Here is a 21,347-nt window from a genome sequence, read left to right as displayed (position 1 = left end):
TGAGACGTGGAAAGCATCCGCTCCACATACCGGGCAATCAAGTCCACCTCAAGGTTGACCAGCGACCCTGCCCGCAAATTCTTCAGCGTGGTCGCCTGCAATGTATGCGGAATCAGGTTGATCGAAAACTCGCAAGCCTCTGCACTGTCGCTCACCCGGTTGACCGTCAGCGACACGCCATTGACGACGATCGAACCCTTGAACGCAAGGTACTTTGCCAGTTCGCGCGGTGCGGCGACTACCAGTTCATACGACTCGCCCACGGGTTCTAGCTTGCGCACGGTGCCCAGGCCGTCCACATGGCCCGATACCAAATGCCCGCCAAGGCGTTCGGCCAGCGTCAGGGCTTTTTCCAGGTTGACTTCACCGGGCTGGTCGAGGCCGGCGGTGCAGTTCAGGCTTTCGCGCGAGATGTCGACTTCAAACGCCGATCCGGATTTGGAAATCACGGTCATGCAGGCGCCATTGATGGCGATCGAGTCGCCCAGCGCGACGTCCTCCAGCGACAGTGCGCCAGCGTCTATCGCCAACCTGAGACCAGCGTTGGCGTCGGCGCCCAGCGGGGTGATGCGGGAAATCTTGCCAACAGTGGCGACGATACCGGTAAACATGCGTCGGTTTCCTTGATGTTCAGTATTGTTTCAGTATTGAAAGCGGGCCAGCACACGCAGGTCGGGGCCGACGTGCGACACCTCGTGCCAGCTCAATCGGTGCACCTGCTCCAGGCTGGGCGGCGCAGCAAGGTCGAACAAGCCTTGCGCATCGCCAATGACGCTGGGTGCAAGATACAACAACAATTCGTCGGCGCACTGCTCGCGGATCAGGGACCCGTTGAGCTTGAAGCCGGCTTCTGCGTGCAGTTCGTTGATGCCACGCTGGCCGAGTTCAAGCATCAGCGCGGGCAGGTCGACCTTGCCAGCGGCGTTCGGCAACAGCAATACTTCATTGCCGGCATCGCGCAGGCGGGCCGCCTTATCGGCGTCGGCCTGTGCGGCCACGATCCAGGTGCCGCCCCCTTGCAGGATTTTCGCGTTCAGGTCGATTTCAAGCCGGCTGTCGATCACGATGCGGCGTGGCTGGCGCGGCGTTTCGACGGCGCGCACATTCATTTGCGGGTCGTCTTCGCGGACGGTGCCAATGCCGGTAATAACGGCGCAGGCACGCGCCCGCCACCAGTGACCGTCATCGCGCGCCTGCGGCGAAGTGATCCATTGGCTGCGGCCGTCATGCAGGGCGGTCTTGCCATCCAGGCTGGCCGCGGCTTTCATGCGCAGCCACGGGCGGTGCCGCTGCATGCGCGAAAAAAATCCGATGTTGAGTTCCCGCGCCGGTCCGGCCAGCACGTCTTCGGTCACATCGATGCCGGCTGCACGCAAGCGCTGCATTCCCTGTCCGGCAACCAGTGGATTGGGGTCGCGCACGGCGACCACGACCCGGGCGATGCCGGCCGCAACCAGCGCATCTGCGCAAGGTGGCGTGCGGCCGAAATGACTGCAGGGCTCCAGCGTGACGTAGGCGGTCGCACCGCGCACCGCATGGCCACGCTGGCGCGCATCGGCCATGGCCTGCACTTCGGCATGCGCCTGTCCGGCCGGCTGGGTGCAACCAGCGCCCAGCAACTGGCCGTCACGCACCAGCACGCAACCGACCCGCGGGTTGGGCGTGGTGATGAACATCGCGCTTGCTGCCCACGACAGCGCGTGGCGCATCGCATCTTCGTCGTTATCGAATGTCACTTGCTTGGCTGCATCGGGAATTCAGGGCCGGCAATGCCGGGGCGGGTGGCTGGGGGCAGGCCGCTATTCTAGCAATTGATTGTGATCCGGCCCGTAACAATTCCGGATCGCGTCCGGCGCACCGACACACGGCCAGCTCGCGCCATGCGCACGGCAAGTGCTTCGGCCTGCCAACTGGCGCTGGCCTGGCCCGGGCGAATCAGCAATCGGTCTGTGCCAGGTCGGGGTCGCACAGCCGGGGCCGGCCAAGCATGTTGACGATGATCTTTCGGCGCAGCGCACCAGCAGCAAGCAAGACATGGCCGCTTTGCGCGGGGCGGCCACTGGGCTGGAACTGCAGTGGCTTGCCGTTGAAACTGAGCGTCACCTCGATAGTGTCCGGAATCGGTCCGTAGGCATGCAATTTTTGCTCGCCGCTATCCAGTCTGCGGTTGTCGTTGGTGTCGCGGGCCAGTACCCATCCGCGGTTCCAGTCTTGCGCCTGCGTGGCAAGGATGTCGACCGTCATGCCGCTGCGCACTGCTGCTGACCTTGCCCGCTGGATCGCCGCCATCCATTCGCTGGCGGCGGCTTTCAGCGCCTGGTTGCGAAGTAATTCCTGATAGGACGGCAAAGCGGCTGACAACAGTATCGAAACGATCGTCAGCACGACCAGCATCTCGATGAGCGATAGCCCATGCGGGCGTCGGGCACTCACTTCCAGCATGTTGCCGCATCGCCGGCAGCGCTGCGCACGCCATTGCTGTCCAGCCCCAGCATGCCGCACGCAGGATCGCTGGCGGCCGGGTCCACCGCTTCTGTTGCCGGCCGGGCTTCAATTTGTACGCAAGTGGCCAGGGTCTGGTCGGCACAAGCTGTTGCGGATAGTTCGTAAGCGCTTTGCTGCGGCGTTATGCCGGAATACCATTTGAATCCCGATGGCGACGCCCGTGAAAATTCGGCATAGCTATTGGCGTGCGTGTAATGCCGCTCCTGTTGCTGCATCGCCTGCAACAAGGCGGCGCGGCCTTCGCTGCGCCTGGCCTTGCTCATCAGCGCTGAATACGATGGATAAGCAATGCCGGCGATGATGGCGGTGATGACCACGACAGCCATCATCTCGACCAGCGTGAAGCCCGCCGCATGGCGACATCGTTCATGGTGCACGAGCGCTCTCCCTGGGCGGTTTCCAGTCGACGATCTCGCGCCAGCTCAGGCGACCCGCCGGCCCCTGGCCTGCGTGCACGGCGCTGCCGGCGTTTGCCGCCCCAACCGGCTCGATGCCAGGTTCCTGGAATAGCACCGAATAGAGCTGGCTTGAACTACGGCGGCCAAACGCATCCGGCACGCCGGCACGGCCGGACTGGAACGCCAGCAGCGAGCGCAGCAGCGCGGACCCGGGCCGGGCTGCGGTAAGGGCGGAATCGGAAAGACCGCTCAGGACATCGACATTCCAGGCCCGGCTCGCGAGCGGCAGGCAGGGATCGGCCGCGACGACCTGCGTGGCGACATGCAGGCGGCCACCGGCCAGCACGGGCGCCCACAGCACCTGCTCGCCACTGGCCGGCAGGTCCAGCACCCAGCCACGGATCTGTGCGCCATAGGAAAACGGCTCACCGCTCACACGCCAGTTGCCGTCCTCATGCTGTACGGCGCGGCGGCTGGCAAGGGAGGCCCGGGCGAGCGGTGCGGCGCCGGCCGCAAGGCGGTCATGGATCGCATACAGCGACTCCTGCCGCAGTGAAGCGGGCGCGGCATCGGCATGTTCCAGCATCTTGCCGGTACCGAACAGCACCAGGTAGCCGCTGCCGCTACCCCAGGCAATACGCGGCGACGAGGTGATCGGCTGGCGCAGCTGCTGCGCATTGTTGGCCTTGAACACCAGCGTCACATCTGCCCGGAAGCCGCCTGCCGCCCGTGCGTCCGGCGTGAAGCTGAAGCGCCACAAGTTGCCCGCGACATCGCCGGCCCAGGCATGGGCCAGCGTGCCGTCATTGCCATTGACCAGGGCCAGCGGCCCCAGGTGGAAGGATGCAGGCTCTTCCTGGCTGGCGGCGCTAATGCGGAAATAATTGACTCCCTCGCGCCATGCGCCGGCCGCCTTGTCGAGCGCGATCAGGAATAGCGCGGCAGGACTGTTGACACCGGCCTCGGCCAGCACGAACGCCCGCTCCGATCGTCCGAATGCGGAGGCGGTGGCAATGCGCACCACGCGCGGTGGGCTGAGCACATGGCCGACCGCGGCGTCATCGCTGTCGGTGAATTCGAACATCACGCCAGCGCCGGCTGCAAAATTCACCGGGTCGGAAACATCAAGTGCGAACACGCCGCGTGCACCGCGCCCGAAGCTCCCGGTCAATATTGTCCTGCGCCCGTCGCCATGCGGCATGTTGTCCAGTGCGATGCCGCCATCGACGAAGGCGCGGTGCGGATAGTCGGGCGCGGTGAGCGCCGGAATATTCGCTGCCAGCGCGGCTGGCAGGTAGGCAAAAATCTCGGCGCCGGTGGCCGCGTCGAATGCATGCAGCAGGCCGTCGTTCGCGCCAGCATAAAGAACGCCGGCGACGGGGTCGACCGTCGCCGGGCCGGATAGAGCGACTGCCGCCTGGCCCGGCGCCGGGATCGTTGCGGTCGCGCTGCGAATGTCGTCCCGTGCCGCCCACAACAGATTGCCATGCAACACGTCGCCCATGATTGCCAGTCGCCGGCGCAGCTTGCCGCCATTGCCCTCCTCCTGCTGCCGGTCACCACGCAACCAGGCCACGCGCTGCGCACCGAGTCCGTCCCTGCGGCCGGTCTGGCTGGACGTATCGAGCAGCAGTTTCCGGTCTGCCGGCAGGCTGCCCCACTCCAACGGCACGGTGCCCATATTGCCCCGGCTGTCCACGCCCAGCGTATAGATCCGTCGTTGCGACGGCGATGGGATCGATGATTCCCAACTTGCGGTTTCGGCGCGCGTGAGGCGGCCCTCATCCGACCTGCTCAATTGATAGCGCCGGATGCTGCCGCTCCAGGTGCGCGGCTCGTGCACGGCCAGGTAAAGCTCTCGCTCGCGGGCCAGCGCAACGGTGGTCACGGCGGGCATATTGTCTTCTGCCAGGCTGCGTGCAATCTGCAGGAATGCGCTGCGCACTGCGCGCAGCAACTGCTCGCCGTCGGCGGCACGGTGGTAGCTATCGGGTGCGCCGTCGCCGTTGCGGTCCCATTCGATTTGTCCGGCGCTGTTGCGGCTGACCGGTTCCGGTGGCGTGCTCAGGAACGGATTGGCGTCCTGGTTGGCGTCCTCGAAGCCGCCATACTTGGCCGGCAAAAGGAAGGGACGCAAGGACGGCAATGACGATGAGGACGACGGCGCGGACACCGCTTCGCTGCCGATGTCGATGGCAAGAGTGCGTGCGCGAAACGGCTCGCCAGGCCGCAGGCTATCGGCATTGGCGCGATAGGCCAGCGCCGCAGCTCGCCGGATGTCGGGATCGTCCTCCAGCATCGCAGCGGCGGCGACAGGGGCAGGATTGCCGTAGCCGCCGCTGCTATCGAGTTCCATCGCGTCCATGCGGAAAATCCACGGCGAGAGCGCATTTGCATCTGCCAGGTCCGCGGCGGCCGGGCGCACAGAAGCAGCTAGATCAGCTACCCCGCCGATATGCAGGATCACATTCTTCTGGCAGCTTGCCAGCACCGGATCACCCGCGCCAGTGTGGGCAAGATAGTCGAGCGCACGGCCGTAGGCGCGGCCGCGCTGGCGACGGCTCGCCGGCGGCGCGAGCTGGTTCACCTGGTCGAGCACCGGCCTGTCGTTCCTGGCTGCAGCGAGGGCGACGCCGCTGCGCTCATCCCACTCCGCCAGCAGGTTCATGCGTGGCAACCAGCCTGGTGGGGATCGCTCCTGCGCGCCGATGAAGCGCGCCGTTGCCTGGGCCAGCCTGTAGACGACCTGGGTCAGCAAGCCGATCCGCAACCAGGGGGCGGCGCGCTGCAGTTCGCCTTCCGGCTTGGCCGCATTTCCATAGCGGGTACACAGCAGGCGCAAATCGCGATTGCCGTCGCAAACCCGGACCCGGACCGGCAAGTCGGCCAGCAAATGCGCGCCAGCGCCGGGGTTGTTGCAGTCACCAGGAAACGCTCTGCTGCTGAACAGGACCCGTTGGCCGCAAGACAAGGTGTAAATCATGGGCACATCGAACGGTGTGATGCGCCCTGGATTGGCGGCAAGGGATGCTGCGGGTGTGGCTGATGTGCTTGACGCCACCGACTTGCGCAGGCTGGCCAGGACGCTGCGATTGGTGCCGACATCGGCCCGTTCCAGCACGGTCGTGTCACCGGTATCGATGACGCGAGTGCCGCCGCTCAATGCATGGCGCAGCGTGTCGAGCGCCGTCATCGTCGCCCAGTTCAGGAAGTTTCCGCTGTAACTGGCGCCCTGGCATGCGTGGCTGGCGTCGGCATCGGATTCGATCTGGAAATAGCCGTGCGTCGAGACCACCGGGCGGTAGCATCTGGCGTGATGGAAATAGCCCTCATGCACCCGTTCCGGCAGGTACGGGTCGGGCCAGGCGCTTTTCAGTGTGGACTCGTCGATATCCAGCGTCAGCAGTAGCAACGGCGGCACGCTGGCACGGCCATCGAAGGGCGTTTGCGCCAGTGCGATGGCGGACTGGGCGCAGGCGCTGCCAGCAAGGGATGCCAGCATCGCCAGCAACAGCGCGCAAAGGCCCAACTGGTTCATGGGCAACATGGCGGCGCCTTGCGGTAAATTGTCTGCAGAACGACACGCTGGGCCGGATTGGCGCCAAAGCCAATCGCGGTAATCCGGAAAATCCACGCGGGCGCGCCCGCATCGGCCGGTTCCCCGGGATACCGGTAGGGCAGCGCCTCGATGATGTAGCGCGGCAGCAGCGCCGGCAACGAGGCAAGCCCCGTAGTCAGTTTGCGTCCGCTGAAGCGTCCGTATGCGACCCCAGGCGCCGTACCCGGATTGGTGTCGGCGAGATCGACCCGTTCCCAGGCCGGGCCGGCACCGAGCGGCAGGCACAGTCCCTGCGCCGGATGCGCATCACCGACGACGCAGCCGGGCATGAAATTTCCCTGTTCCGGTTTCAAAAACAGCAGGCGGCGGTTCGGGGCCACGGTGGCCGTGCCGTCGATGTCCCGCTCGGCATCGCGCAGCGCCGCTTCCGCTGCGTGGAACGCCAGTTGACGGTCGCGCTCGACCCGCGCGCCGCGCTCATCCTGCGTGGCCAGGTTGGCCGCCGCGGCACCGAAAATCATGACGGCGCCAAGCAGGCACAGGCAGGTGACAAGCGCGAGGCCACGCTGCATGGCCGTCCTGTCCAGGCCCAGGCAAATGTTTATTCCAGGGTCGATCATGGTGATTCGGTCGCAGCCTTGTACCCGGCGCGGTTGCGCAGCGGGATGGTCAGCGAAAACAGGCGGCGCAGCCGGAGCTGCCAGTCAGCACCAAGCTCGGCCGCGCCGATGCGCACGCCGCGATCGCCATGGCCCATGAGCGCGGAATATTCCGCGCCAAAGAAATCAAACACCTTATTGACGGGCGATGCAGCCAGCAGCTCCGGCCCCCTCGCCAGCAAGCTGACCCTGACGGCCACGACATCGTTCCACGGATTGGCGGTACTGGCGGGAAGCGGCAACCCGTTCCCGACAGCGGGCGTCAGCGCCGGCATCGCAATGGCATTGTTCAGGCTGCTGGCATTGACGAACCGATCCGGCAAGCCATCGCCATTGGCATCCACCCCATACAAGACCTGCATGGCGTCGATGTCGGGAGCGATCGATTCGCTGTCCCAATTGACGCCGTCGCGTGCACGATATTTGCAGCGCAGTTCGGATTGCCCTGCCTGGTTGCGGGCGATATGGAATATGCTCCAGCCGCGGCCGCCATCGAGGTCACCGGCAGCCGGCTCGGCGACGGCGACGCCGGCGCAATTGAGCATGTTGCCGACGCCGCTGCCATTGCTGTCACCGCTGCCAAAGAACCGTATCGCCAGCACGTCGCTGCCATTCACGCCCGGCGCAACGGCGCTTGCCAGGGCCGCCGGCATGTCGGGCAAGCGCCTGTCGTCCAGGCCAAGGATCGCAGGGCTCATGTCCGGTGTGGCGACCAGCGCCGCCCCCGCTGCGCTCCAGTTTTCGTAGCCAGCCTGGCGGATCGCCCGTTCAATCGAGGCCAGCGCGTAGAGGCCGGTTTCGAGCAGCCGGGTGGCATTGTCCTGGGCACTGAATGTGGCGCGCGAGGACACCAGCAGGCTGATCGCGATCAGCGCAATCAGCATGGCCAACAGCAGGCACACCAGCATTTCGACCAGGCTGACGCCCGACAGGCATACTGGCCGGCGCATGGTGCCGATCACGTCCCCATTGCCGGGCATGTAACGCCCACTATCCCCTTGCTGCCAGCGTCGTGGGCGCGCCTGCCGCACCACCCGCTTGTCCCGCCCGTGTGCGCCTGGCCTTGTCATGCGCGGCTCATTGGACTGGCACTACCAGCAAGGGCCAGGCTGCGCCCGGCGCGGTCATCGGCGAATGCCAGCCGAGCTTGACCAGCAGCGGCGCTGATCCGGTTGCCGCCGCCGTGCACGCCCATTGGTAGCGATTCGCCGCTGCATTCCAGGGGGCGGCATCATGGCAAGCGACCACCCGGGCGCCGGGCAGGATCGATACAAGCCGGCGCGTCCAATCGTGCAAGGCAAACCGGTCCATCTCCTCGATGCTGCAGTCGGAGACGAAACAGCCGGCAGCTCCGGCGGTCGCGGCCATGGCGGGATCGTCAATATGGAGATCAAGCGGCAATCCGCTGTCGTCCCCCTCGGGCGCAGCGGACTGGGCGGACGCAGCCGACGATTCGGGTGGACCGGACCAGCCCGGTTGGCGCTCCTGACGCATGCGCAGGTGCTCGGCCAGCTCACCGGCCAGCATGGCGGCGGCACTGGCCTGTGCGGCATGGCGACTCATGCGACTCGATTGCAGCAAAAGTCCGGCCGCGCAAATGACCGCGATCGACAAGATGAACAGGCAAACGAGAATCTCGATCACGGTAAAACCCTCCGTACTGGAACGCGCCTGCCCTCTGCTTTGCAAGCGGAAGGGATCAACCCCGTATTTTCCTTGTCTTTTTAACAATCACATGCTCAAAAAAAAGCGCCGTCCTGGAAGAACAGCGCCGTCTTGCAGGGCACCTGGCTCTATTTGCCGCCGGGCTTTCGGTCGCGCCCCATTTCGGCAATCGCGTCCTGGAATTCGGCCAGGTCCTCGAAACTCTTGTACACCGATGCGAACCGGATATAGGCAATCTTGTCCAGCCGCTTCAACTCGCGCATGACCAGCTCACCGACTTGCCCGGACAGCACTTCGCGCTCGCCGCTGGACAGCAATTTTTCTTCGATCCGGTGGATCGCGGCATCGACGGCGTCGGCGCTGACGGGCCGCTTGCGCAAGGCCAGCATCATGCTCGATCGCAGCTTGGCTGGCTCGTATTCGCTGCGGCTGCCGTTCTTCTTGACCACCGATGGCATTGCCAGCTCGACGCGTTCATAAGTCGTGAAGCGCTTCTCGCACTTGTTGCAGCGGCGGCGACGACGGATCGAATCGCCCTCCTCCGACACCCGGGTGTCGAGGACCTGCGTGTCGTCATGCTTGCAGTATGGGCATCGCATCAGTCAGGCCCCTGAAGGTAGGTCGAATCAAGTGAAAAGTATAGGCAGCGCCAGCCGGCAACGACAAGCAGGTGAGCCGCTTGTTTGCAATATGGCAGCCGCCACCCTTGGGGCACGCCGCAGATCGAACGAATGGCGAGTGGAACAGGGTCAAAAAATGGGCGAGGTGTGCGTGACAATCAGCCTGTCACTGCACACATTCGCCCACCGCACATCAAGCCTGGTAGACCGGGAAAGCCTGGGTCAATTTTCGCACTTCTGCCTTGACCCGTTCGATGGTCGCGGCGTCGCGTGGATTGTCCAGCACGTCGGCCATCAACTCGCCGACCTTGGCCGACTCCGCTTCGCCGAAACCGCGCGTCGTCATTGCCGGGCTGCCCAGGCGGATGCCGGAAGTGACGAATGGCTTTTCCGGGTCGTTCGGGATGGCGTTCTTGTTGCAGGTCATGTGCGCCGAGCCCAGGATGGCTTCGGCTTCCTTGCCGGTGATGTTCTTGGGGCGCAGGTCGACCAGCATCAGGTGCGATTCGGTGCGGCCGGAAACAATGCGCAGGCCACGCGCAATCAGGGTGCGCGCCAGCACGTCGGCGTTTTTCACCACTTGCTGCTGGTACAGCTTGAACTCTGGCTGCAGCGCTTCCTGGAAGGCGACCGCCTTGGCGGCGATCACATGCATCAGCGGTCCGCCCTGGATGCCCGGGAAGATGGCTGAATTGATCGCTTTCTCGTACTCGGCTTTCATCAAAATCACGCCACCGCGCGGGCCGCGCAGCGACTTGTGCGTGGTCGAGGTCACGAAGTCGGCATGCGGCACCGGATTCGGATAGACGCCGGCCGCGATCAGCCCGGCGTAATGCGCCATGTCGACCATGAAATAAGCGCCGACATCTTTCGCCACCCGGGCAAAACGCTCGAAATCGATCCGCAGCGCATAGGCAGAGGCGCCGGCAATGATCAGCTTGGGCTTTTTCTCGTGCGCCAGCCGCTCCATGGCGTCGTAATCGATCTCTTCCTTGCTGTTCAGGCCATATGACACGACGTTGAACCACTTGCCCGACATGTTCAGCGGCATGCCGTGCGTCAGGTGACCGCCTTCGGCCAGCGACAGGCCCATGATGGTGTCGCCAGGCTTGAGCATCGCAAAGAACACGCCCTGGTTGGCTTGCGAGCCGGAATTGGGCTGCACATTGGCGGCTTGCGCGCCAAACAGCGCCTTCAGGCGGTCGATCGCCAGTTGTTCGGCAATGTCGACGAATTCGCAGCCGCCGTAGTACCGCTTGCCCGGATAGCCTTCCGCATACTTGTTGGTCAGCTGGCTGCCCTGCGCCTGCATCACGGCGGGCGAGGTGTAGTTCTCGGACGCGATCAGCTCGATGTGCTCTTGCTGGCGGTTGTTTTCTTTCTGGATGGCGGCCCACAATTCAGGGTCGACGTTGGCGATGGTATGGTTTTTGGTAAACATGAATGTTCCAGTCGAAAAAGAGGTCGCTCTCAATCGATTGAGGGCCGGGAAAAATAAAGCGGGAACGGCAGCCTCAAACGTACCTGCCATCTTGGCTGCCCAGGCGCACGGCGGATGAAACTCACGCTCCCCGGTGGTTGCCCACCTATGCGCCTGGCCCAGGGCCAGCGCACTCGCCAGTCACGTGATGGAAAATGGTGCGTTATTGTAGTTTATCGGGGCTGCATCGGGCAATAACGGGCAATTACAGGCAACAGCAGCGCAATTGATCGGCGATTCAAGCAACACATCACTGCAACGCCATCCAAAAGCCCTCGAATGGCCGCTAACGTCGCCGCCAGCCCTCACCTGCGGCCGCCCTGCATCTCCGCCCGTGGCTGCCTGCCCTGGCCGGTGGTCGCCCGTTACCGGCCATGGGCTACAATAACCGGTCTCCACAGACACCCGAACCAGAGGTACACATGATTGTTTTGGTCACCGGCGCAACTGCCGGCTTTGGCGCCGCCATGGCACGCCGCTTCGCCCGTGAAGGGCATCGCGTAATCGGCACCGGCCGCCGGGTCGAACGCTTGCAATCCCTTTCCGCGGAACTCGGCGAGCGCTTCCTGGCCATACCGATGGACGTCACCAGCAAGGAGTCGGTCGAGCAGGCGCTGGCCAGCCTGCCGCCCGACTGGAGCGACATCGATGTGCTGATCAATAACGCCGGACTGGCGCTGGGCACCACGCCGGCCCACAAGTCCTCGCTGGAAGACTGGGAAACCATGATCGCCACCAATTGCCGTGGCCTGGTGACGGTGACGCGCCTGCTGCTGCCCGGCATGGTCGAGCGCAACCGCGGCATGATCATCAACATCGGCTCGATCGCCGGCACCTACCCTTACCCCGGCGGCAATGTATATGGCGCGACCAAGGCATTCGTCGACCAGTTCACCATGAACCTGCGGGCCGACCTGGCCGGCACCGCTGTCCGGGCCAGCAATATCGCGCCGGGGCTGTGCGGCGGCACCGAGTTTTCGAATGTCCGCCTCAAGGGCGACGACGTCGCCGCCGCCCGTGTCTATGAAGGCACGACGCCGCTCAATGCCGACGATATTGCCGAAACCGCCTACTGGATGGCCACCCTGCCGGCCCATGTAAACGTCAATTACATTGAACTGATGCCGACCTGCCAGGGCTTTGGCGCATTTGCCATCAAGCGCGAGCAAAGCTAGCCGATGCCAGATTTTTGTTGGGATATCCGGGTGTATTACGAGGACACCGATGCCGGCGGCATCGTGTTCTACGCCAATTACCTGAAGTTTTTCGAGCGCGCACGCACCGAGTGGCTGCGCGCGGCCGGAATCTCCCAGGAACAGTTGATGCGCGAGGAAAGCCGGATGTTCGTGGTGCGCAGCACCGCTGTCGACTACCGCCAGCCGGCCCGGCTCGACGATTTGTTGCAGATCTCGGTCGTGGTCGAAAAAATGGGCCGCGCCAGCGTCGGCTTCTACCAGGAAGCGCGGCGCCAAGGCCAGGCCGATGTGCTGTGCAGCGGACGTATCCGCGTGGCCTGCGTCGAGCTCGACACACTGCGGCCAGCCGCGATACCCGAGGGTGTGCTGCAAAAAATCGCCGCCGCGCCACTGGCCGCATGAAATCTTTCGTTACATATCCGGGAAAGCCACAAGCCGGAGCCTGTTGATTTGCCTCTACAATTGACCGACCAGACAATAAGACAATCCATGACAGTCACTCAAGACCTCTCGTTCGTAAGCCTGATTGCCAATGCCTCGGTGCTGGTCCAGATGGTGATGGCCTTGCTGCTGCTGGTGTCGGTAATGAGCTGGACCTACATCTTTCGCAAGTACTTCACGATCCGTGCGGCCAATCGCGAGACGGCCGAATTCGAGCGCATCTTCTGGTCCGGCGGCAACCTCAACGCGCTGTACGAGCAAGCGACCGCGTCCCATCCGCACCAGCACAAGGGCGCACTGCCGCGCATCTTCGAAGCCGGCATGCGCGAGTTCAACAAGGCGCGCGCAGCCAATGTCCAAAAGGAAGTCCACGACACCAGCGCCTTGCTCGACGGCGCCCGCCGCGCCATGCGCGCAGCCTACCAGCGCGAGATGGATGCGCTGGAATCACATCTTGCCTTCCTGGCCTCTGTCGGTTCGGTGTCGCCGTATGTCGGCCTGTTCGGTACCGTCTGGGGAATCATGAACGCCTTTCGCGGCCTGGCCAATGTGCAGCAGGCAACGCTGGCGTCGGTCGCCCCCGGCATTGCCGAAGCCTTGATCGCCACCGCCATCGGCCTGTTCGCGGCGATTCCGGCCGTGGTGGCGTACAACCGCTACTCGCATGACATCGACCGGCTGGCGATCCGCTTCGACACCTTCATCGAAGAGTTTTCCAACATCCTGCAAAGGCAGGCGCGCTGATGAGTTCCTCCCCGTCCCGCTCGCGCACGCGCCGCTTCAAGGCCGAGATCAACGTCGTACCGTACATCGACGTGATGCTGGTGCTGCTGGTCATCTTCATGGTGGCCGCGCCGCTGTCGAACCCCAGCGTGATCAACCTGCCGCAGGCCAGCCGGTCGTCCCTGCCGCCAACGGCCTACATCCAGATTTCGCTCAAGCCCGATGCGGCGGCCACCATCGGCGTGAACCGCGGCAAGGGCGGCGCGGTAGAAGTGCAAACAGCCAGCGGACGTCCGGACCTGCTGGGCAAGCTCGACGCCTTGCGCCGTGCAAATCCCGACATGCCGGTAATGATTGCAGCCGACAAGGACATCCGCTACGACGAAGTCATCCAGACCATTTCCGAAGCCAAGAAAATGGGCATTGACCGGGTCGGCCTGGCCACCCGGTGACCCAGGCGTCATGACCCAAGCCGTCCAGTACAGCATCCCCAAGGAACCCGGCCGCTGGCGCGCGCTACTGCTGGCGGCGCTGGTGCACCTGATGCTGCTGGGCTTCCTGTGGTTTGGCGTGAGCTGGCAAAACGAAACGCCGCTGGCCGTCGAAGCCGAGGTGTGGAACACACAAGTCAAGGAAGCCGCACCGGCCGCGCCCCCGGCGCCCGAGCCGGTCGAAGTCAAACCGAAGCCTGAGCCAGTAGAAGTCAAACCGGCGCCCAAACCAATCGAACCGCCAGCAGCCGTGAAGCCGCCCGCGCCCAAGCCCGACATTGCCCTCCAGCAGGAAAAAAAGCGCAAGGAAGAAGCAAAAAAACGCGCAGACCAGGAACGGCAAGACAAGCTGGCCGAACAAAAGAAGCTGGCCGAACAGCGCAAGCGTGAGCAGCTCGCCGCCGAGACCGCCAAAAAGCGCAAGCAAGAGGAAGAGCAACAAAAGCAGGCCGCTGCAAAGAAGAAACAGAAGGAACGGGAAGAGGCTGAAGCCCGTGCCGCCGACGCCAGGCACCAGGAGAACGTGAAACGCCTGCAAGCCCAGGCCGGTGGCGCCGGAACCGCAACGAAATCGCAAGGGCCACGTTCCGCCGACCCCAGCTATGTCCAACAGGTCGGTGCGAAAATAAAGTCCAATACCGTATTCAACGTGCCGTCCGGTTTGGCGGGTAACCCCCCGGTCGAATATGATGTGCAGTTACTGCCGGATGGATCGCTGCGCGGAATGCGCAAGACACGCAGTTCGGGCGTACCGGGATTCGACGAGGCGGTCGCCCGGGCCATCGAACGATCGCAGCCCTTTCCGCGGGACAGCACAGGTGCGGTACCGGGTGGCTTTACCCTGGCCCACCGGCCCAAGGACCAATAGACACAGACATGGCAAGGACAATGAAAATAAGCGATCGGTTTCTTGTTGCACTGGCCGGCATGGCAATCTGCACCGGCGCAGCGGCCCAGCTCAGGGTAGAAATTTCGGGCGTTGGCGCGAACCAGATTCCGGTTGCGCTGGCCGCCTTCGCCAACGAAGCGGTGTCACAAGAACGCATCAGCACCATCGTGCGCCAGGACCTTGAACGAAGCGGACTGTTCCGCATCATCGACGCCGGCACTATGTCGGAGACGATGCCTGTCAACCATACCGAATGGAAGGGCCGCGGCGCCGACGCGCTGGCAGCGGGCAGCGTGCAACGTCTGGCCGACGGCCGCATCGACGTCAGCTACAAGCTGTTCGACACCGTGCGCGGCGCGCAACTGTCGGCGCTGTCACTGGCCGCCGCGCCGCAGTTTGCCCGCGTCACTGCGCACAAGATCGCCGATGACATTTACGAAAAACTGACCGGCATCCGCGGCGCATTCTCTACCCGCATCGCCTACGTCACCAAATCCGGTTCGGAATACCGGCTGGAAGTCGCCGACGCCGATGGCGAAGGGATTGCCGTGGCGCTGCGTTCCAGCGAGCCCATCATTTCACCGGCATGGTCGCCGGACGGCACCCGGGTCGCCTACGTGTCCTTCGAACGCAAGAAGCCGGTGGTCTATGTGCAGGACCTGGTGTCGCGCCAGCGCACCATCGTGGCCAATTTCAAGGGCAATAATTCAGCACCGGCCTGGTCGCCGGACGGCAAGCGCCTGGCCGTTGCGCTGTCGCGCGACGGACTGACCCAGGTCTATTCGGTCAATGCCGACGGCAGCGGACTGCAGCGCCTGAGCAATAGCGACGGCATCGACACCGAGCCGCAATACTCGCCGGACGGACAGGCAATCTATTTCACCAGCGACCGCAGCGGCGGCCCGCAAATTTACCGGATGAGTGCCAGTGGCGGCGCCGCGCAGCGCGTCACATTCGGCGGCAGCTACAACATCACGCCGCGCATCTCGCCCGACGGCAAGACGCTGGCTTATATTTCGCGCCGGGACGGCCGCTTCCAGCTGTATTCGCTGGACCTGGCCAGCGGGCAGGAACTGCGGCTGTCGGATTCAGCCAAAGATGAATCGCCCAGCTTCTCGCCCAACGGAAAATACCTGATGTACGCAACCGAATCGGGCCGCCGTGGCAGCCTGGGCGTGGTCTCGACCGATGCCCGCATTCGCTACAAACTGACAACCCGGGCCGGCGATATTCGCGAGCCGACCTGGGGGCCATTCATGAAATGAACCAGGCACGATCGAATTTGCATCCCCACAATAACTACAATACCTATAACCACACCGGCAAACCCAAGGAGAAATCTATGCGACAGACATCCATGCAACATTTCCGCAGCACAGTAATGGCAATCGGCATGGCAGCGTTGTTGTCCGCCTGCGCCTCTTCCGTCAAGCTGGACGACAAGCCCCCCGTAGAAGACCGTGCCGGCAACGCGCCTGTCTCTACTTCGCAAACCGGTGGCGCCAACGATCCCCGTACCGTATCCACCGTGACGGCGCCGCGCGGCACCGATCCGCTGAATGACCCGCAGGGAATCCTTGCCAAGCGCAGCGTCTACTTCGACCTCGACAGCTACTCGGTCAAGGACCAGTTTCGCCCGCTGGTGGAAGCCCATGCGCGCTACCTGTCCGCCAACCGCGCTCGCAAGGTCGTCATCCAGGGCAATACCGACGAGCGCGGCGGCAGTGAATACAATCTTGCGCTGGGACAAAAGCGGGCTGAGGCTGTAAGACGTTCGCTGTCGCTCCTGGGCGTCCAGGAAACACAAATGGAAGCGGTTTCCTTCGGCAAGGAAAAACCCAAGGCACAGGGCAGCGACGAAGCCGCCTGGGCTGAAAACCGCCGCGCCGACATCGTCTATTGACCGACATGAAGATGTCATCATTGACGATGCTGCGCGCCGGCCTGCTGGCGCTTGCCTGCTGCAGCACGCTGCCCGCGCATGCTGCGCTGTTCGAAGACGATGAGGCCCGCCGGGCCATCATCGACTTGCGCAGCCGCGTGGACAGCACCAGGGATAGCCTGGGCCACCAGATCGACGGCAAGGCGGACAAGTCGTCGACGCTGGAGCTGGCCAACCAGAACGAGCAGTTACGCGCCGAGATCGCCCGCCTGCGCGGGCAAATCGAAGTGCTGACCAACGAGCTGGCCAATGAACAGCGGCGGCAGAAGAGCTTCTACACCGATCTCGACGCCCGGCTGCGCAAGCTGGAGCCGCAACGCCTGACGGTCGACGGCAAGCAGGTCGATGTCGGCCCGAACGAGCAGCGCCTGTATGACGCGGCGCTGTCGCTGTTCAAGGCCGGCGACTATAGGGCTGCCGCATCGGCGTTCTCCGGCTTTATCGCCAACCATCCCGGCTCGGGATACAACGGCGCAGCCTATTACTGGCTGGGCAGTTCGCATTACGCCTTGCGCGACTACAAGAGTGCAATAGCGGCCCACCAGGTCGTGGTCAACCGCTATCCGGACAATCCGCGTGCGCCCGATTCCATGCTGAACATCGCAACTTCGTACCAGGAGCAAAAGGACCGGGCCAATGCACGCAACACGCTCGACGCCCTGATTACCCAGTACCCGACATCGCAAGCGGCGCAAGCCGCGAAGGAGCGTCTGCCGAAATTGAAGTAAAAGAAGTAAATAGTTGCCAGCGGGGATTTGACAGCATGCTCACTGGCCGCATATAATCGCAGTCTTTCGGGTCGTTAGCTCAGCTGGTAGAGCAGCGGACTTTTAATCCGTTGGTCGCAGGTTCGAATCCCGCACGGCCTACCAGAAATATCAAGGACTTAGGTGAAAACCTAAGTCCTTTCGTTTTTCCAGAAGTGAAAAAACGTGAAGCTGCGTTTTCATCACATCTTCCGCTGCATCCCCTCCTCCGATCCTCACCGCTGCAAGCGCCAGCACAGATGTTTGCTTGTATAGCTGGCGCTGCGGTCCTGCATCTTCTTCGACCCAAGCCCCTCCGCCAGCAGACGGCGAACTGATAGTATTGGTCTTTCATAGGGCCATTACAAAAAAGAGAGAGGAGACCTCGTGGATTTTCTGACAGAAGAACAACGGATGGTACGCGATTCGGTTCGTGATTTCGCGCAGACGGAAATTGCCCCGCATGCGGCGCAATGGGACCGGGAAGGCAAGCTGCCGGATGCGATAGTCGGCAAGCTCGGCGCGATGGGACTGCTGGGAATGATGGTGGCGCCCGAGTATGGCGGCACGTTTTCCGATTATGTTTCCTTCTCCCTTGCGGTCGAAGAGATCGCCGCATGCTGCGGCGGCACATCGGTGCTGGTGCAGGTGCATAACGCGGTCGGCTGCTGGCCGATTGCCGCTTACGGTAGCGAAGCGCAAAAGCGCGCACTGCTGCCCGAGCTCGCTGCCGGCCGCCAGATCGGCGCCTTTTGCCTGACCGAAGCGCAGGCCGGCTCTGAAGCCAATAACCTGCGCACGCGGGCGGAATTGAAAGACGGGAAATGGGTGCTGAACGGTGAGAAGCTGTTTGTCTGCAATGGGCAGCGCGCCGATATCGCCGTGGTGTTCGCGGTAACCGATCCGGATCTCGGCAAAAAAGGCGTGTCCGCCTTCATCGTACCGGCCGATGCGCCCGGATTCCACAAGCAAAAACTGGAACACAAGCTCGGCATGCGCGCGTCAGACACCTGCCCGATCGTTTTCGAAAATTGCGAAATTCCGGAAGCGAACCTGCTCGGCGCGCGCGGCCAGGGCTTGTCAATCGCGCTGGGCAATCTCGGCTCCAGCCGTACCGCAATCGCCGCCCAGGCCACTGGCATCGCGCGCGCAGCACTCGACGCCGCCACCAAATATGCCAAAGAGCGCGTCCAGTTCGGCAAGCCAATCATCGAACACCAGAGCGTCGCCAACATGCTGGCCGACATGCAGGTCAAAGTGAATGCGGCCCGCCTTTTATGGATGCATGCGGCGCAGGTCAGGGATGCAGGCGGTAGTGCCGTGGCTGAAGCGTCGCAAGCCAAGTTGTTCGCGAGCGAAATGGCGGAATGGGTATGCTCGAAAGCAATCCAGATCCACGGCGGCTATGGCTACCTGGCGGATTTTCCGGTCGAGCGCCTATACCGCGATGCGCGCGTCACCCAGATCTATGAAGGAACCAGCGAAATCCAGCGCATGCTGATAGCGCGCCATTTGTAGGAACGGAAATTCCCAGGTCAATTCTGTGCACGCAGGGGCGAATGCTGGTGCGGCATGCGCCGCCTGCTTGACGTCCATCAAGCCGCAAGAATCGTTTTCACTTCAGCAGCAGTGAGATCGAAGCGGTCGGCGGCGGACATCCAGGCGCTCAACATCCTGCGGTACTGATCGATTTTCGCGGCGTGGCTATTGAAGGTCGGATTGGTCAGCACATGGCCGAAGAGGCCAGCCGTTTCTACCAGATACCTGCAAAAAGTCAGGTATTCGAATTCATAGTTAGCGTCAAAGCCTTCAAATCGCAGGCTGCTTGAGTCGGACAGCAGGGCGTGCTTGGCCTGCGCCTCTTGCAACTGGTGATACATCTCGAACACCTTGCGCACGAACTCGCACTCAGCCACGGACAAGGTATTTTGGTAGATGGCGTCGAACAGCGTTGAGTACTCTCCCTCGAACCCGTGCTGGAGAATCTCGATGCGCTGTTCGTAATCTGCCGCCTGGGATGGATCGAGGATCGCCAGTATCTTGAATTGGTTCGTCAGGGCCAAACGCTCTTCTTGTCGCATCGATTTTCCTTGGATTTTTTTGGTAGATGTATCAAGCAAAAACAAGTACGCAAATGCAAAGGCAGTTCATTTTGCATGGCCACCGGCGAACCCTGTCGGTTCGCTTCTTCCAGATCGTGTCAGATCGTTCCGGGTTCCGGTCACGATGCAGCCTGGCCGCTTTTTGATTATGCAACGCGGACCACGAAGACGACAAGCGTCCCGCATCGGTCGCGTCTTTGACCCTGGATCAGACAGCCCCTTTTTTTGCCAGGATCATTTGCGCCTTTGAAAACTGCAAGGCTTCATCCAGCGTATCCATGAACTGATTGACCCGGATCGGCTTGGTCAGGTAACGGAAGAAGCCAGCCTTCAGGCCTTGCGCGATCTCGCGCGGCATGGCATTGGCGCTGAGCGCAACCACCGGTATGTGCGCCGTGGCGGGGTCCTCAGCCAGGATTTCCAGCGCCCGGGTGCCGCTGATGCCGGGAAGGTTGATGTCCATCAGGATGACATCGGGCTGCGCTGCGCGTGCAATCTCGATGCCGCTGTGACCGTCGCTCGCTGACAGCAAGCGCATGTCAAGGCGACGCGCAACCAGGTCTTCGACCAGCATCAGGTTGGCCGGGTTATCCTCGACGTAGAGCAGGGTGTAGACCTTGGGGTCGGCAAGTACCGAGGCGGCAGCAACCGAAACAGGTTCGGCAGCGCAGTCGGCTGTTTGCCGCTCTTTGGTCAGGTCGATTTCTATCCAGAACAAGCTGCCCTTCCCCACGGTACTTTCCATACCGATGGTACCGCCCATCAGTTCGATCAGGCGTTTGCTCACGACCAGGCCAATGCCTGTACCTTCCTCGGTATTGGCGTCTTGGCCGAGCCGATTGAATGGCTGGAACAGTTGGGCGATTTTTTCCGGGCTCAAACCTTCGCCGGAGTCCGCCACACAGATGCGCAAGCGTTTGGGGGTCTTGGTGCCCACGGAGACGACCACCGTTCCGCCCTGCCTGTTGTATTTGACCGCGTTGGACAGCAGGTTGATCAGGACCTGCTTCAAACGTGTGCGGTCGGCCCTGACAAAGTGCGGATCTTCAAAATGCGGAAAGCTGATGCTGATATCGCGCTTGAGCGCCTGCGGCTCGATCATCGCTTTGCACTCGGACATGACTTCGGCCAGCGACATGGGTTCCTGTGTCAGCATCAGCTTGCCGGATTCGATCAGCGCAAGGTCGAGGATTTCATTGATCAGTTCCAGCAGGTACCACCCGGCCTGCAAAATCTGGTCGGTGCTGCGCTTTTGCGATGGCGTCAGCTTTGGCGCGCCGGATTCGATCAGTTGGGCAAACCCGAGGATCGCATTGAGCGGCGTGCGCAATTCATGACTCATGCTCGACAGGAAATCCGATTTGGCAAGGTTGGCTTTTTCCGCGGCGGACTTGGCGCTTTCGAGTTCGACATTGTTTTCCTGCAGCGCGTGGTCAAGCAGCTTGCGCTCGGTAACGTCGCGCGCAACGGCGACCACGCCCTGCAAGGTCCGGTCGCGATCGTAGAAGGTGGTGGCGTTGTACGACACCACGGTTTCCTTGCCGTCGCGCGCCAGCGCCGTCAGTTCGTAATTGGTCACCTTGCCCTCGCGCAGTACGCGCGTGATGGCTTCCTCGGCCCGTTCCGGTTCCGTAAAGTAGTTCTTGAAGGGCGCACCGATCAGCTCGTCGCGAGTGCAGCCGGTCAGCTGCTCCATCTGCTGGTTGACGTCGCTGATGAAGCCGCGCGGATCGGTCGTCATCAGCGCATCGATATTCGATTCGACCAGCGAGCGGGTGTAGAACTGCTGGTCGCGCAGGCGCTGGTCGAGCTTGCTTTGCACCGCTTCGGCCTGCTTGCGCTCGGTGATGTTGGTCAGCGTGATACGCAGCACCGGTGCTGCGGCATCAGTCACGATGAGCAGGCAATCCAGGCGGGCATTAAAGAGTGTG

At 62.8% G+C, this 21,347-nt stretch carries 21 protein-coding genes, 1 tRNA gene and 1 riboswitch; of the genes, 10 read left to right on the top strand and 12 right to left on the bottom strand.

Annotation, left to right across the window (positions count from 1 at the left end):
* The 10 genes from Q7T64_RS05495 to glyA form a co-directional block, all read right to left on the bottom strand.
* Nucleotides 1-611: riboflavin synthase (locus Q7T64_RS05495; RefSeq protein ID WP_304792479.1), on the bottom strand; the 611-nt coding region annotated here is incomplete at its 3' end.
* Nucleotides 612-641: 30 nt separating this feature from the next.
* Nucleotides 642-1,736 carry a bifunctional diaminohydroxyphosphoribosylaminopyrimidine deaminase/5-amino-6-(5-phosphoribosylamino)uracil reductase RibD gene (ribD, locus tag Q7T64_RS05490; protein ID WP_304792476.1) on the bottom strand — a complete coding sequence of 365 codons (1,095 nt, stop codon included), beginning with the start codon at nucleotides 1,734-1,736 and terminating at the stop codon, nucleotides 642-644.
* A 199-nt stretch (nucleotides 1,737-1,935) separates the two neighbouring features.
* Nucleotides 1,936-2,442 carry a GspH/FimT family pseudopilin gene (locus Q7T64_RS05485; RefSeq protein WP_304792473.1) on the bottom strand — a complete coding sequence of 169 codons (507 nt, stop codon included), beginning with the start codon at nucleotides 2,440-2,442 and terminating at the stop codon, nucleotides 1,936-1,938.
* Entirely contained in the window at nucleotides 2,430-2,882 is a 453-nt protein-coding gene (locus tag Q7T64_RS05480) for a type IV pilin protein (RefSeq protein ID WP_304792470.1), read from the bottom strand. Before Q7T64_RS05480 ends, Q7T64_RS05485 begins: the two co-directional genes overlap by 13 nt.
* Nucleotides 2,872-6,450, bottom strand: coding sequence for a pilus assembly protein (locus Q7T64_RS05475; RefSeq protein WP_304792466.1), 3,579 nt, complete (start codon nucleotides 6,448-6,450; stop codon nucleotides 2,872-2,874). Before Q7T64_RS05475 ends, Q7T64_RS05480 begins: the two co-directional genes overlap by 11 nt.
* Nucleotides 6,438-7,034 (bottom strand): PilX N-terminal domain-containing pilus assembly protein, encoded by a 597-nt coding sequence (locus tag Q7T64_RS05470; RefSeq protein WP_304792463.1) that lies wholly within the window; start codon nucleotides 7,032-7,034, stop codon nucleotides 6,438-6,440. Before Q7T64_RS05470 ends, Q7T64_RS05475 begins: the two co-directional genes overlap by 13 nt.
* Before the next feature lie 44 nt (nucleotides 7,035-7,078).
* The gene (locus Q7T64_RS05465; RefSeq protein WP_304792460.1) at nucleotides 7,079-8,191 is read right to left on the bottom strand and encodes a PilW family protein; all 1,113 of its coding nucleotides are present in this window, start codon (nucleotides 8,189-8,191) and stop codon (nucleotides 7,079-7,081) included.
* A gap of 7 nt (nucleotides 8,192-8,198) precedes the next feature.
* Nucleotides 8,199-8,765, bottom strand: coding sequence for a hypothetical protein (locus Q7T64_RS05460; RefSeq protein ID WP_304792457.1), 567 nt, complete (start codon nucleotides 8,763-8,765; stop codon nucleotides 8,199-8,201).
* Nucleotides 8,766-8,914: 149 nt separating this feature from the next.
* Nucleotides 8,915-9,385 carry a transcriptional regulator NrdR gene (gene nrdR / locus Q7T64_RS05455; RefSeq protein WP_304792454.1) on the bottom strand — a complete coding sequence of 157 codons (471 nt, stop codon included), beginning with the start codon at nucleotides 9,383-9,385 and terminating at the stop codon, nucleotides 8,915-8,917.
* 214 nt (nucleotides 9,386-9,599) lie between these two features.
* Nucleotides 9,600-10,847 (bottom strand): serine hydroxymethyltransferase, encoded by a 1,248-nt coding sequence (gene glyA / locus Q7T64_RS05450; protein WP_304792451.1) that lies wholly within the window; start codon nucleotides 10,845-10,847, stop codon nucleotides 9,600-9,602.
* A gap of 90 nt (nucleotides 10,848-10,937) precedes the next feature.
* A riboswitch (ZMP/ZTP riboswitch) is annotated at nucleotides 10,938-11,041 on the bottom strand.
* 267 nt (nucleotides 11,042-11,308) lie between these two features.
* Here glyA and Q7T64_RS05445 point away from each other — a divergent pair.
* The 10 genes from Q7T64_RS05445 (at nucleotide 11,309) to Q7T64_RS05400 (ending at nucleotide 18,832) form a co-directional block, all read left to right on the top strand.
* Nucleotides 11,309-12,061 (top strand): SDR family oxidoreductase, encoded by a 753-nt coding sequence (locus Q7T64_RS05445; protein WP_304792448.1) that lies wholly within the window; start codon nucleotides 11,309-11,311, stop codon nucleotides 12,059-12,061.
* Nucleotides 12,062-12,064: 3 nt separating this feature from the next.
* A complete protein-coding gene (gene ybgC, locus Q7T64_RS05440) occupies nucleotides 12,065-12,484 on the top strand; it encodes a tol-pal system-associated acyl-CoA thioesterase (protein WP_304792445.1) in 420 nt (139 codons plus the stop codon).
* 87 nt (nucleotides 12,485-12,571) lie between these two features.
* Nucleotides 12,572-13,267 carry a protein TolQ gene (tolQ, locus tag Q7T64_RS05435; protein WP_304792441.1) on the top strand — a complete coding sequence of 232 codons (696 nt, stop codon included), beginning with the start codon at nucleotides 12,572-12,574 and terminating at the stop codon, nucleotides 13,265-13,267.
* Nucleotides 13,267-13,698: an ExbD/TolR family protein gene (locus tag Q7T64_RS05430; protein WP_304792438.1), complete on the top strand. Its 432-nt coding sequence runs from the start codon at nucleotides 13,267-13,269 to the stop codon at nucleotides 13,696-13,698. Before tolQ ends, Q7T64_RS05430 begins: the two co-directional genes overlap by 1 nt.
* Nucleotides 13,699-13,708: 10 nt before the next feature.
* Nucleotides 13,709-14,605, top strand: coding sequence for an energy transducer TonB (locus Q7T64_RS05425; RefSeq protein ID WP_304792435.1), 897 nt, complete (start codon nucleotides 13,709-13,711; stop codon nucleotides 14,603-14,605).
* Nucleotides 14,606-14,625: 20 nt separating this feature from the next.
* A complete protein-coding gene (gene tolB, locus Q7T64_RS05420) occupies nucleotides 14,626-15,891 on the top strand; it encodes a Tol-Pal system beta propeller repeat protein TolB (RefSeq protein ID WP_304792432.1) in 1,266 nt (421 codons plus the stop codon).
* A 92-nt stretch (nucleotides 15,892-15,983) separates the two neighbouring features.
* The gene (gene pal / locus Q7T64_RS05415) at nucleotides 15,984-16,529 is read left to right on the top strand and encodes a peptidoglycan-associated lipoprotein Pal (protein ID WP_304792485.1); all 546 of its coding nucleotides are present in this window, start codon (nucleotides 15,984-15,986) and stop codon (nucleotides 16,527-16,529) included.
* Between the two features lie 5 nt (nucleotides 16,530-16,534).
* Nucleotides 16,535-17,296, top strand: coding sequence for a tol-pal system protein YbgF (gene ybgF / locus Q7T64_RS05410; protein WP_304792429.1), 762 nt, complete (start codon nucleotides 16,535-16,537; stop codon nucleotides 17,294-17,296).
* A gap of 68 nt (nucleotides 17,297-17,364) precedes the next feature.
* Nucleotides 17,365-17,440 (top strand) — tRNA-Lys (locus tag Q7T64_RS05405).
* 261 nt (nucleotides 17,441-17,701) lie between these two features.
* Nucleotides 17,702-18,832 (top strand): acyl-CoA dehydrogenase family protein, encoded by a 1,131-nt coding sequence (locus Q7T64_RS05400; protein WP_304792426.1) that lies wholly within the window; start codon nucleotides 17,702-17,704, stop codon nucleotides 18,830-18,832.
* A gap of 77 nt (nucleotides 18,833-18,909) precedes the next feature.
* Here Q7T64_RS05400 and Q7T64_RS05395 read toward each other — a convergent pair whose 3' ends face one another.
* Entirely contained in the window at nucleotides 18,910-19,395 is a 486-nt protein-coding gene (locus Q7T64_RS05395; RefSeq protein WP_304792423.1) for a YfbU family protein, read from the bottom strand.
* A 229-nt stretch (nucleotides 19,396-19,624) separates the two neighbouring features.
* A partial coding sequence (locus Q7T64_RS05390; RefSeq protein WP_370653257.1) for an ATP-binding protein occupies nucleotides 19,625-21,347 on the bottom strand: 1,723 nt, incomplete at its 5' end.

Origin of the sequence: Lacisediminimonas sp. (assembly GCF_030645335.1) — a bacterium.
Taxonomy (GTDB): domain Bacteria; phylum Pseudomonadota; class Gammaproteobacteria; order Burkholderiales; family Burkholderiaceae_D; genus Lacisediminimonas.
Note: the sequence above shows the minus strand (reverse complement) of the source record. Positions and strands in the feature narration are given on the sequence as shown.